This is a genomic window from Streptomyces sp. NPDC048270 (assembly GCF_040652335.1).
Taxonomy (GTDB): domain Bacteria; phylum Actinomycetota; class Actinomycetes; order Streptomycetales; family Streptomycetaceae; genus Streptomyces.
The window spans coordinates 16,367-27,556 of sequence record NZ_JBEZLV010000022.1; the positions used below are offsets into that span (position 1 = coordinate 16,367).

Here is an 11,190-nt window from a genome sequence, read left to right on the forward strand (position 1 = left end):
GCATAGCCTTGGCCGCATGCCTCGATACGAGTACCGCTGCCGGACCTGCGACGACACCTTCGAGCTGAGCCGGCCGATGGCCGAGTCCTCGGCTCCCGCCGACTGTCCCGCAGGTCACGCCGACACCGTCAAGCTGCTGTCCGCCGTCGCGGTCGGCGGGACTGCCGGCGGTGCCCCCGCGCCCGCTCGCGCCATGGGCGGCGGGGGCGGCGGGGGCTGCTGCGGCGGAGGTGGCTGCGGCTAGGCCGTCCGCCCTCCCTCAGCGCTTGCGGGAGAGCGTCAGGCCGTCCGAGATGGCCAGCATGACGGACTCCATGCGGGGGTCCGCCGAGACGTGGTCGTTGAACGCGCGGACGCCGGCCGCCGAGCCGGTGGCCGCCTCGTCGAGGACCGAGCCGTGGAAGAGCGTGTTGTCCGTGACGATCAGGCCGCCCGGCCGCAGCCTCGGCACCAGCTCCTCCCAGTAGGCGATCTGGCTCTCCTTGTCGGCGTCCACGTACGCCATGTCGATGTGCGGTTCCTCCGGCATGGCGCGCAGGGTGTCCAGGGCCGGCGCGATCCGCAGTTCGATGCGGTCGGCGACGCCCGCCGCCTCCCAGGCCTCCCTGCCGTACGCCGTCCACTCCTCGGAGACGTCGCAGGCGATGAGGCGGCCGCCGGCGGGCAGCGCCTGGGCCATCGACAGGGACGAGAAGCCGGTGAACGTGCCGACCTCCACGATGTGGCGGGCGCCCGTCAGCCGGACGAGGAAGGCCAGCAGCGGCCCCTGCTCCTCGGCCGACTGCATTCCGGCGACGTCGGGGAACTTGGCGTAGGTCGTCTCCACCAGCCCCCGCTGGACCGCGTCCAGCGGGGGGTTGTGGGCGAGCATGTACCGGTACAGCTCATCGGTGATCTTGGTGCTGTTGCCCTTGGTCATGCGGTCAGTCTCGCAACGCTCCGGCCGCCCGTCCGGCCGCTCGGCCGAATGCGCGGAGGATTTCCTCGCCCGCCAGCACGCCCGCCGTGGCCAGGGCGGTCACGTTGGGGGCGTGCCACTGGGCGTCGGCGAGTTCGCCGTGGCCCGGTCGCCACGCCGCGTCCGCCGCGAGCAGCAGGTCGGCGTCCAGGAGGGAGTCGCCGGCGGCCAGGGTCGTGGTGGCGCCGGTACGGCGGGCCACCTCGTGCATCGCCGCGCTCTTGGTCAGCGGGCGCGGCACGGCGTAGATCTTGCGGCCCTGGAGGGACACCGTCCAGCCGCGCGGCTCGGCCCACTGCGCCAGCGCCTTGAGCCATTCGTCGGAGACGAGCGCGCGTTCCACGACGAGGTAGGCGAACAGTTCCTCCGCCACCCGCGCCTTGCGCAGCCACGCCGGGTCGGCCGTCGCCAGCAGGTGGGCGTGGACCTCCTCCAGGGGGGCGCACTCCAGTGCCAGGCGGGCCGCGACCTGCCGCCGCCAGTCCCGGTCGGGCACCCCGTCGACGAGCAGCTGGCCGCCGTTTGCGCAGATCGCGTACTGGGCGGGGCGGCCGGGGAAGCGGATGCGCTGGTACTGCTTGCGGGTGCGCGTGGTGGTCGGGACGAAGACGACCGTCGGGTCGGCCGTCAGTTCCGCCAGCAGTCCGGCCGCCGTCTCGGTCATGTAGGACAGCGGCTTGCTCTCGTGGACCTCGACGCACAGCAGCCGGGGGGCCACCGGGTCGGGCATGGTCAGGCCGAGGGCGGCCGCCGAGTAGATGAGCGTACGGTCGAGATCACTGGCTACCAGGACAGTCACTTCGAGGCCACGGCCTTTCCGTCGGCGCCGGTGGCGCCGCGTGTGAATCGGGGGTGGATGAGGCCGACGCAGGTGTAGGGCAGGCCGTCGACCTCCTCCACCGGGACCCCGCGCTGCTCGGCGAGCAGCCGTACGTGGTCCAGGTCGGCGCCCGCGCCGCGCTGGGCGAGGATCTTCCACGGCACCCGGCGCAGCAGCACCCGGGTGGTCTCGCCGACTCCGGGCTTGACCAGGTTCACGTCGTGGATGCCGTACTCCTCGCTGATCCGCTCGACGGCCGCCCAGCCCTCCCAGGTGGGGGTGCGGTCGGTGGCGAGGAGTTCCTTGACCTCCTCGACGACGGCGTCGGCGACCTCGTCGAAGTGGGCGGCGACCGTGTCGACGAACGCGGTGGAGACGTCCGCTCCGGCGAGTTCGCGGTAGAACTTCGCGCCGTGGAAGTCTTCCGGGCCGACCAGGTCGGACCGCAGGACGGTACGCGATATGAGGCCGGACACGGTGGAGTTGAGGCAGGCGGAGGGGATCAGGAAGTCCTCGCGGGTGCCGTACGTCCGCACGCAGGAGCCGGGGTCGGCGAGGACCACGATCTCCGGGTTGAAGCCGGGGTATGCGGCGAGGGCGGCCGTCAGTTCCCGCGTGATGGCGCCCTTGCCCGTCCAGCCGTCGACGAAGACGACGTCGGCCGGGTCGTGCCGGGCGGCCAGCCAGCGCACGGCGTTGGCGTCGATGCCGCGGCCGCGCACGATGGAGACGGCGTAGTGCGGCAGGTCCAGGCCGTGCCGGGCGCGGGCCCAGCGGCGCATCAGGACGCCGACGGGGGTGCCGGCGCGGGCCAGGGAGACCAGCACCGGGGACGGCGAGCGCTCGGCGAGGACGGTCTCGGTGACGGTGCCGACGGCGCGGGCGATGCGGGCGGCCGAGTCGGTCAGCGCGCTCTGGTACAGCTCCTGGTACTGCGGGGACGGCTGGTACTCGACGGGCAGGGATTCGGCGTAGTGCGCGCCGCCCGCCTGGATCGCCTCCTCGCGCTCCTCGGTCGGGGCTTCGAGCTCGACGTCGGAGAGGTCCTGGAGCAGCCAGCCGACGTCCTCGGCGGCGTACGAGGAGAAGTCGGGGCCGCGCAACGGCTCGCGCAGGGGATCGCGGGCGGGCTCGCGCAGGGGCTCGCCCGTGGTCGGCTCGGTCATGATCGGCTCGTGCTCCTGCCGGTCGGGTACGTAGGACGGTACGGCGGCCAGCAGGACCCGGCCGGTGTGCGGGGCGAGGCTCGCGAGCAGTCCGGTGCGCAGTGCGGGGGTGTCACCGGCCGAGTCGACGACGGCGACGACCGCGTCGAAGCCGGCGCCGGCCACGTTGTAGGCGTAGCGGTCGCCGGGGCCGTCGGCCGGAGCGTCGTGGGCGGGGAAGACCAGGCGGGTGCGGATGGCGTAGCCGGGGTCGTCCACGGCGAGGACGGGCGAGCGGGTGGTGGTGGAGAAGCGGACCTCGCGGGCCGCGCCCGCCTCCTCCAGGGCCTTGGCGAGGCGCAGGGGGGCGTACATCAGCTCTTCGCTGCCGAGGACGAGCACGCGGCCGGGGTCGTCGCCGAGCGCCGCGCCGAGCCGGGCGGCCATGTCGGGCAGGGCCTTGTCCAGGGCCGCGCGGTGGGCGGGGGTGAAGCCGTGGCGGCCGCCGTCGGGGACATCGCCGGGCCAGTTCAGGTCGACGCGCGTGACCGGCCGCGGGCCGTCTGCGGGGGCTGCGCCGGACCCGGGGCGGGGCTGGGGCCGGCCGCCCTCGGCGGCGGCCCGGGCCTCGTGCTCCGCCACCAGGGCCTGGCCCTTGGCCAGGACTCCCTCCGGGAGGGTGACCGTGCCCGAGGCCAGGGCTATGAGGTCGACGCGGGCGCCGATCTCGGCGGCGAAGGCGGTGAGGCGGTCGCGGTCGGCCGGGGAGCGCATGTCGACGAGGGCGACGACCACGTAGTGCGCGCGCGGGTGGCGGGCGTGCAGGTCGCGGATGGTGTTGAGGACCGTGTTGCCGGTGGAGAACTCGTCGTCGACGAGGACCAGCGGCCCGCTGCCCGCGAGCAGCTCGGGGTCCTGCGGCAGCAGCAGGTGCGAGGTGGCGTGCGAGTGCGCCTCCTCGAAGCCGCCCGCGGGCCGTACGCCCGGGACGGGCCGGCGGGTGGAGTGCAGGTAGGGGGCGGTGCCCAGGCCGTCGGCGACGCAGTGGCCGAGCCCGGTGGCCGTCTCCGCGTAGCCGAGGACGACCGCGCCGGCGGCGCCGTCCGCGCCGAGCAGCGCCCGGACCCGCTCGCCGAGCCCGTACCCGGCGGCGTAGACGGTCGCCGGGGACTGCGGGACGTGCTTGCCCAGCACCTGCGAGACCAGCAGGTGGGCCCGCTTGGGGTTGCGCCGCAGCGCCAGCCCGAGCAGCTCGGCGAGCCGCGGCGAGCCCGGCGTGCCGGCCTCCTGCAGGCTGACGCCCAGCCGGTCCGCGACCCAGGTTCCCGACCACACCGCTTCTATCGTCTTGCCCTTCCTCGTCGTCGACGCCGTCACCGGGTGGTTCACACCTGGAGTCCGGCCGTGAGCAGGTCGACGAAGCCGACCTCCTCCTTCGCCACACCGAAGACCTCGGCGCGCTGCATGGTGCGCTCGGCCCAGGCCCGGTGCGGCTTCACCTCGTTCATCTTGTTCGTATAAGCAGACCTCATCACTCCACCACCGCCGCGCTCGGGGCGCAGGATGTCCTCGGCGTCGCAGTACTCCTCGTGGGAGACCACGGACAGTGCGTGGACGGGCGTGACGTGGGCGGGGTGGATGCAGGTCTTGCCGAGCAGCCCGTTGGCCCGGTCGAGTTCTATCTCGCGCAGCAGCCCGTCCAGGTCGTGTTCGATCAGGGCGGTGCGCAGTTCCTCCACCCCTTCCTCGAGGAAGGGGCTGCGGCGCAGCTGGGGCTTGAAGAGGCGCTGCTGGCTGCGGAAGTACTCCCAGACGGGTCCGGTGACGGTGAAGCCGGTGCCGTCGGCGCGGCTGAGGACGTTGACCACGTCGGCGATCACGCCGGCCACGATCTGGACGTCGTAGGCGGTCATGTCGGGGGTGCGGCGCAGCCCGTAGGCCGAGCAGAAGTCGGTGACGCCGAGCCGCAGGGCCAGGACCCGCTCGCGGTGGCTGTTGACGGTGCGGGAGATCCCGGCGAGCGTCTCGACGCGCGTTTCGAGGTGGAGCAGGCCAGGGGTCTCCAGGACGGGCATGGCATACAGCCGGGAGTGGCCGCCGGCGGCCTCGGCCTGGGCCACGGCGTCGAGGAAGGCGTTGCCACTGCTCTCGTCGAATTTGGGAAGTACGAATCCGGACAGTAGGTGCGCGGCGGCGCCGAGGCGGCGCACCAGGTCGGGGATCTGCTCGGGGGTGCGGACGCGGATGAACAGGAGCGGGAGCTCGGTGTCGTCGGTGTCGAGTTCGGCGAACTGCCGGACGAGGTTCTCCTCGGCTCCGGCGACGTCGCCGTCGCTGATGGAATCCTCCAGGCAGAGGACCATGGAGACGACTCCGCGGCCGGCCTGCTTGCGGATGTCCCGGGCGAGCTGGGGGCGGGTGGCGGGGCTGTAGAGGGTGGCTCCGAGGGCTGCGGCGAGGGTGCGGGCGGGCGAGGCTCCGGTGAATTCCGCCGGTTCCTGGTGGAAGAGGTCCTTACGGACGGTGGGCGAGATGTGCCCAAAGTGACGCATGTGCTTCCCCCGTACTGCCTCGGCGGCCCAACTGGCGTGGCCGGTAATAGTACGTACGAACGTGAGTCAAGAGTTCCTCAAGCACATGAAGTTCAGGTAACCCTCTTGCACCATGCCCAGCTCTCGCGTTCGATACAAGGCCCTACGGGGGGCCGCATTGTCCCGCTCCACCCGGGGAGGGCAGGATGACGGGCATGACGCACGCGATGCAGAAGGGCTCGAACATCCCGGTGGCCGCCGCAGCGGTCCGGGCGGTGCTGCGCTGGACCACCGGCCCCGAGGTGCCCGACGTGGACGCCTCCGCGCTGCTCGTGGGCTCCGACGGCCGGGTGCGTTCGGACGAGGACTTCGTCTTCTACAACCAGCCCCGGCACCCCTCGGGGGCGGTCTGGCGGCTGGGCAAGAAGCAGCTCGGCGAGGCGGTCACCGACGCGGTCCAGGCGGACCTGCGGACGGTCACCCCGGCCGTGGACCGGATCCTGGTGGTCGCCTCCGCCGAGGACGTCCCCTTCGAGCGGGTCCGCGACCTGCGGATCCTCCTGTACGACGCCACCGCGAGCGGCGGCTCCGAACCGCTGGCCTACTTCGACGTCCGGCCCGAGACCGGCGCCGAGACGGCTCTGATCTGCGGCGAGCTGTACCGCCGGGGCGAGGGGTGGAAGTTCCGCGCGCTGGGCGAGGGCTACTCCGACGGGCTGGTGGGGCTGGCCACCGACCACGGGATCTCGGTCGACGAGAACGCCCCCGAGGCCGCGGACAGCCCGGCGGCCGGGAGCCCGGCGGCCGGACCCACCGCCGACCAGACGGCCGCCATGGCCCCGCCCACCCAGGCTCCGCCGTCCGTCCCGCCCGCCTACGGCTACCCGCAGCCGGTGTCCCCGGCCCCGCTGCCGGGTCCGGGCGCCGACCCGTCCTTCCGGCTGCCGGTGCAGGGCCCGCAGTTCATCCGCCGCTGACGGCGCTGACGGCGCCGACGCCGCTGACGGCCCCGGCGGCGCCCCCGCGCGGGGCTCCGGTCAGGCTCAGGCCTTGGTGCTCTTGTAGCCCCGCCCCCACTGGAGCCCCCAGCCGTACAGCCGGTCCAGCTCGGCCTGGAACCCGTACACGAACTTCACCTCGCGCCGGACGGTGAGCTCGCCCTTGACGTGCTCCAGGGAGACCACCGCGCAGGAGCGGGCCTGCGGGTGCCGTTCCTCCAGGGGGATCTCGATGCGCGGACCGGTGACCGGGAACAGCGTGACCATGGCGTGGGTGCGGTCGAAGGCCGGGGTCTGGTCGTAGATGTAGACGAAGACCAGGAGCCGCTTGATCTCTTCGGCGTGGTCGAGGTTGATGTAGAGGGTCTCCCCGGACGCCGAGCCGAACCGGTCGTCGCCGCTGAGCTTCACGAACGGCGGGTCGTTGATGTCGCCCAGCAGGTTGCCGAGCGGCTGGACCGCGCCCCGGGTGCCGTCGGCCAGCTCGTACAGGCAGCCCATGTCGAGGTCGACGTTGACCATGCCTTGGGTGTGCGCCTGCACCATGTCGGGCTTGAACAGCTTGAACGGGTGGCGCAGGAGCCGGCCGCTCTGGCCGTGGCTGCTGCCGCCTATGTCGGAGGTGCGCATGCGCCAGGACAGGTTGACGCGCAGATTGCCGTGGACCGCCCCCTGTTTGGTGAGTGACACCGTCGGATGCCGTTTGGTCAGCTCGATCGCGTTCGACGAGGCGCTGCCCGACTGGAACTGCACGGCGCGGCTGCCCAAGATCCCGTCGAAGAAGCCCATTCCCCTACCCCCCTGTACCCCTGCATGCCTACGGAAGCGGGGCGGCCCGCCGGGTCCGTGGACCCGGCGGGCCGCCCCGCCATGGAGCGTTCCGCATTACCGCCGCCGTCATGCCTCGGCGGCGGAACCCTCCAGTTCCACGCGCTTGTTGCGGCGCACCGAGGACCAGAAGGAGGCGGCGATCAGCACCACGCCGATGAGGCCGGTGATGATCTCGCTGATCTCGTGCTGGATGGTGACCAGGAGGATGACCGCGAGCGCGCCGATCGCGTAGTGCGCGCCGTGCTCCAGGTACACGTAGTCGTCCAGGGTGCCCTGGCGGACCAGGTAGACCGTGAGCGAACGGACGTACATGGCGCCGATGCCGAGGCCGAGCGCCATCCAGAAGATGTGGTTGGTAATGGCGAAGGCGCCGATGACCCCGTCGAAGGAGAAGGAGGCGTCGAGGACTTCCAGGTAGAGGAAGAGGAAGAACGCGGCCTTGCCGGCCAGGCCGACGGCGGATACGGGCTTGCCCGCGGCCTTGGCCTTCTCCTCCTCCTCGTGCTCGCGCTCCTCTTCCTCCTCCAGCTTGTCCTCGAAGTACGAGGACAGGCCGCCGACGATGAGGTACGTGATCAGGCCGGCGACGCCGGCGAGCAGCACGGTGGCGGACTTGTCCGCGTGGCCGGTGCTGGTGTGGGCGTTGACGGCGAAGGTCATCGCCGAGACGAGCAGCGCGATCAGGGCGATGCAGACCGACAGCATGTCGACCTTGCCGAGCTTGGCCAGCGGACGCTCGAGCCAGGCGAGCCACTTGTGCTCCCGCTCCTCGAAGATGAAGTCGAGGAAGATCATCAGGAGGAACATGCCGCCGAAGGCCGCGATGGCCGGGTGGGCGTCGGTGACCAGAGCCTCGTACTGCTCGGGGTGGTCCAGCGCCAGCTGGATGGCCTCAATGGGGCCGACCTTGGCACTGATGGCGACGATCGCCACCGGGAAGACCAGCCGCATACCGAACACGGCGATCAGAATGCCGATGGTGAGGAAGATCTTCTGCCAGAAGGCGTTCATCTTCTTCAGGATTCCGGCATTGACGACCGCGTTGTCGAAGGACAGCGAGATCTCGAGGATCGACAGGATCAGTACGATCCCGAACGCCTCCCACCCCCACTGCCACGCGGCAAAGGCGAGGCCGAGCGCCGTGATGGCGAACGACCAGCCGAAGGTTTTCAGAACCACTGGCACCTGGCACCCCATGCGTCTTGTTGCGGCTTTACGAAACGTTGACCCCGAAGTCTAGAGCGATGCCCCTCAGGCCCGACGCGTACCCCTGCCCCACTGCACGGAACTTCCATTCACCTCCGTACCGGTAGACCTCGCCGAAGATCATCGCGGTCTCGCTGGAGGCGTCCTCGGAGAGGTCGTAGCGGGCCAGTTCCTGGCCGTCCGCCTGGTTCACCACGCGGATGAAGGCGTTGCTGACCTGGCCGAAGCTCTGCCGGCGGCTGTCGGCCTCGTGGATCGAGACCGGAAAGACGATCTTGTCGACGCGCTCCGGCACCTTGCTGAGGTCGATGATGATCGACTCGTCGTCGCCGTCACCCTCGCCGGTGAGATTGTCCCCGGTGTGTTCGACGGAGCCCTCGGGGCTCTTCAGGTTGTTGTAGAAGACGAAGTACTCGTCCCCCAGCACCCGGCCGCTGTTGCACAGCAGCGCGCTGGCGTCGAGGTCGAAGTCCGCGCCCGTGGTCGAGCGCGCGTCCCAGCCGAGGCCGATGAGAACCCTGGTCAGGTTCGGTGCGGCCTTGGAGAGGGAGACATTGCCCCCCTTGGCGAGTGTGACGCCCATGTTGTGGTCCTCCCCGGACGACGGTGTGCCTGCGTGACGGTGTGGCTGCGTGCGGTGTGGCCGTGTGCGGTGTTGCGGCGTGGCCGTGTGCGGTGTGGCCGTGCGGTGCCCGCGTGCGGTGTGCCGTGGGACGCGGCCCCGGGCCGGCCGCGGGGCCGGCCCGGGGGGCCGCAAAGCCGGTCCGGCGCCGTACACACAGTGCACGGCGCCGGACGGATGAACTGCTCTGGGCTCAGACGTTGACGCCGAAGTCCTGCGCGATGCCGCGCAGGCCCGAGGCGTAGCCCTGGCCGATGGCGCGGAACTTCCACTCCGCGCCGTTGCGGTACAGCTCGCCGAAGACCATGGCGGTCTCGGTCGAGGCGTCCTCGGAGAGGTCGTAGCGGGCGAGCTCGGTGTTGTCCGCCTGGTTCACCACGCGGATGTACGCGTTGCGGACCTGGCCGAAGCTCTGCTGGCGGCTCTCGGCCTCGTAGATCGAGACCGGGAAGACGATCTTGGCTACATCGGCCGGCACGCCGGCGAGGTTCACCTTGATCGCCTCGTCGTCGCCCTCGCCCTCACCGGTGGTGTTGTCACCGGTGTGCTCGACCGAGCCGTCGGGGCTCTTCAGGTTGTTGAAGAAGACGAAGTTCGCGTCGCTGGCGACCTTGCCCTGGTCGTTGGTCAGGATCGCGCTGGCGTCGAGGTCGAAGTCGACACCGGTGGTGGTGCGAGCGTCCCAGCCCAGACCGACGATGACCGCCGTCAGGTTAGGCGCGGCCTTGGTCAGCGAGACGTTGCCGCCCTTGCTGAGGCTGACTCCCACGGGTCCTCCATTGGGTTCTGTGTGTGGGGCGGTGCCCCGTCGTGCGGTGGGCCCTCCCGGCCGTGGCCGGGGAAGCTACCGGATCAACGTTTCGATCCTAGTGACGGGTTCCCGCCTGTAAACGGTTTTCGCGCGGAACTGCGGCGAAGAGCGCGGGGAGCTCCTTCGGGGCTCTCCCCGGGTGCTCCCCCGAGGCGGGCCTCAGAGGCTGTCGAGCGCCTTGATGTACTCGTTCAGGTCACGCGCGTCGGGCAGTCCGTTGACGACAGTCCAGCGCACGACGCCGTCCTTGTCGATGATGAAGGTGCCGCGGACCGCGCAGCCCTTGCCCTCGTCGAAGACCCCGTAGTCGCGCGAGGTCCGGCCGTGCGGCCAGAAGTCCGACAGCAGCGGGTAGTCCAGGTTCTCCTGCTCCCCGAAGACCCGCAGGGTCGGCACGGAGTCGTTGGAGACGGCGAGGAGCTGGACCTCGTCGTTCTGGAAGCGCGGCAGCTGGTCGCGCAGCTCGCACAGCTCGCCGGTGCAGACGCCGGTGAAGGCGAACGGGTAGAAGAGCAGCACCACGGCCTTCTCCCCCCGGAAGTCGGAGAGCCGCACGGTGGCGCCGTGGTTGTCCTTGAGCTCGAAGTCCGGGGCCTTGTCGCCGACCTCGATCGCCATCTCTCGCATCCCTTCGTTCCCGCATTCCTGGATCGCCCGCAGTGGGCCGTTCGGGTGAGGCACAGCCTAGGCCGGGCACGGCCGGGAACGCACACACCCCGCCGACCGGGGTCGACGGGGTGCGAAAAGTGTCCGCTCTGGAGCGGAGGGCGCGCGGCTTAGCGCTTGGACTTGACGGCCGTCTTGGGCGTCACCAGCTTGGTGGCGGCCCACTCCTTGCCCACGGGAAGACCCTTGGCCAGCGAGAGGCCGGCGGTTTCCGCGGCTTCCTTGATGTCGCTGGCCTCGACGTAGCCGGGGCGGCCCGTCTTGGGGGTCAGCAGCAGGATCAGTGCGCCGTCCTCGATCAGCTCGGTGGCATCGACCAGTGCGTCCGCCAGATCGCCGTCGTCCTCGCGGAACCACAGCAACACGGCGTCCGCGACGTCGTCGTAGTCCTCGTCGACGAGGTCGCCGACGAGCTCATCAACGACATCACGGAATTCCTGATCGACGTCGTCGTCGTAGCCGATCTCCTGGACCACCTGTTCGGACTGGAAACCCAGCCGGGCGGCCAGGTTCTCCGCGTGGTCCGCGGTCGCGCTCACGGGGTGCCTCCTGCTCATGTTCGGTGAATGTCTTCTGGCGGCGCGCGTACGCGCAGCATTGGA

General features: G+C 70.9%; 12 protein-coding genes. 2 read left to right on the forward strand and 10 right to left on the reverse strand.

Annotated elements, in window-relative coordinates; all coding sequences use genetic code 11:
- Positions 1 to 16: 16 nt before the first annotated feature.
- Positions 17 to 244: a zinc ribbon domain-containing protein gene (locus AB0D66_RS20510; RefSeq protein WP_362305146.1), complete on the forward strand. Its 228-nt coding sequence runs from the start codon at positions 17 to 19 to the stop codon at positions 242 to 244.
- 15 nt (positions 245 to 259) lie between these two features.
- On the opposite strand, the gene AB0D66_RS20515 is transcribed toward AB0D66_RS20510, so the two are convergent.
- Genes AB0D66_RS20515 through AB0D66_RS20530 form a run of 4 tightly spaced genes read right to left on the reverse strand, consistent with a single transcriptional unit; the run spans position 260 to position 5,475 of the window.
- Positions 260 to 919 (reverse strand): O-methyltransferase, encoded by a 660-nt coding sequence (locus AB0D66_RS20515; protein WP_362305149.1) that lies wholly within the window; start codon positions 917 to 919, stop codon positions 260 to 262.
- A gap of 4 nt (positions 920 to 923) precedes the next feature.
- A complete protein-coding gene (locus AB0D66_RS20520; RefSeq protein ID WP_362305152.1) occupies positions 924 to 1,757 on the reverse strand; it encodes an HAD family hydrolase in 834 nt (277 codons plus the stop codon).
- A complete protein-coding gene (locus AB0D66_RS20525; RefSeq protein WP_362305155.1) occupies positions 1,754 to 4,300 on the reverse strand; it encodes a phosphoribosyltransferase in 2,547 nt (848 codons plus the stop codon). The genes AB0D66_RS20520 and AB0D66_RS20525 overlap by 4 nt, the downstream gene beginning before the upstream one ends.
- An 8-nt stretch (positions 4,301 to 4,308) precedes the next feature.
- Positions 4,309 to 5,475 (reverse strand): HpcH/HpaI aldolase/citrate lyase family protein, encoded by a 1,167-nt coding sequence (locus AB0D66_RS20530; protein WP_362305158.1) that lies wholly within the window; start codon positions 5,473 to 5,475, stop codon positions 4,309 to 4,311.
- A 194-nt stretch (positions 5,476 to 5,669) separates the two neighbouring features.
- On the opposite strand from AB0D66_RS20530, the gene AB0D66_RS20535 reads away from it, so the two are divergent.
- A complete protein-coding gene (locus tag AB0D66_RS20535; protein ID WP_362305161.1) occupies positions 5,670 to 6,431 on the forward strand; it encodes a TerD family protein in 762 nt (253 codons plus the stop codon).
- A 66-nt stretch (positions 6,432 to 6,497) separates the two neighbouring features.
- On the opposite strand, the gene AB0D66_RS20540 is transcribed toward AB0D66_RS20535, so the two are convergent.
- The 6 genes from AB0D66_RS20540 to AB0D66_RS20565 all read right to left on the reverse strand — a co-directional run bounded on the left by AB0D66_RS20540 (position 6,498) and on the right by AB0D66_RS20565 (position 11,127).
- Positions 6,498 to 7,241 (reverse strand): Tellurium resistance, encoded by a 744-nt coding sequence (locus AB0D66_RS20540; protein WP_362305165.1) that lies wholly within the window; start codon positions 7,239 to 7,241, stop codon positions 6,498 to 6,500.
- A gap of 108 nt (positions 7,242 to 7,349) precedes the next feature.
- Positions 7,350 to 8,462: a DUF475 domain-containing protein gene (locus tag AB0D66_RS20545; protein WP_362305168.1), complete on the reverse strand. Its 1,113-nt coding sequence runs from the start codon at positions 8,460 to 8,462 to the stop codon at positions 7,350 to 7,352.
- 34 nt (positions 8,463 to 8,496) lie between these two features.
- Entirely contained in the window at positions 8,497 to 9,072 is a 576-nt protein-coding gene (locus AB0D66_RS20550; RefSeq protein WP_266936833.1) for a TerD family protein, read from the reverse strand.
- Between the two features lie 232 nt (positions 9,073 to 9,304).
- Entirely contained in the window at positions 9,305 to 9,880 is a 576-nt protein-coding gene (locus tag AB0D66_RS20555) for a TerD family protein (protein ID WP_008739115.1), read from the reverse strand.
- Positions 9,881 to 10,081: 201 nt separating this feature from the next.
- Positions 10,082 to 10,540: a peroxiredoxin gene (locus tag AB0D66_RS20560; RefSeq protein WP_362305171.1), complete on the reverse strand. Its 459-nt coding sequence runs from the start codon at positions 10,538 to 10,540 to the stop codon at positions 10,082 to 10,084.
- A 158-nt stretch (positions 10,541 to 10,698) separates the two neighbouring features.
- Positions 10,699 to 11,127, reverse strand: a complete 429-nt coding sequence (locus tag AB0D66_RS20565; protein WP_069920150.1) for a DUF3052 domain-containing protein — start codon at positions 11,125 to 11,127, stop codon at positions 10,699 to 10,701.
- Positions 11,128 to 11,190 lie beyond the last annotated feature (63 nt).

Bases quoted from the DNA above. Each gene is read 5' to 3' on its own strand.
- AB0D66_RS20510 (WP_362305146.1), top strand. From the start codon at position 17: ATGCCTCGATACGAGTACCGCTGCCGGACCTGCGACGACACCTTCGAG.
- AB0D66_RS20515 (WP_362305149.1), bottom strand. From the start codon at position 919: ATGACCAAGGGCAACAGCACCAAGATCACCGATGAGCTGTACCGGTAC.
- AB0D66_RS20530 (WP_362305158.1), bottom strand. From the start codon at position 5,475: ATGCGTCACTTTGGGCACATCTCGCCCACCGTCCGTAAGGACCTCTTC.
- AB0D66_RS20535 (WP_362305161.1), top strand. From the start codon at position 5,670: ATGACGCACGCGATGCAGAAGGGCTCGAACATCCCGGTGGCCGCCGCA.
- AB0D66_RS20540 (WP_362305165.1), bottom strand. From the start codon at position 7,241: ATGGGCTTCTTCGACGGGATCTTGGGCAGCCGCGCCGTGCAGTTCCAG.
- AB0D66_RS20550 (WP_266936833.1), bottom strand. From the start codon at position 9,072: ATGGGCGTCACACTCGCCAAGGGGGGCAATGTCTCCCTCTCCAAGGCC.
- AB0D66_RS20560 (WP_362305171.1), bottom strand. From the start codon at position 10,540: ATGGCGATCGAGGTCGGCGACAAGGCCCCGGACTTCGAGCTCAAGGAC.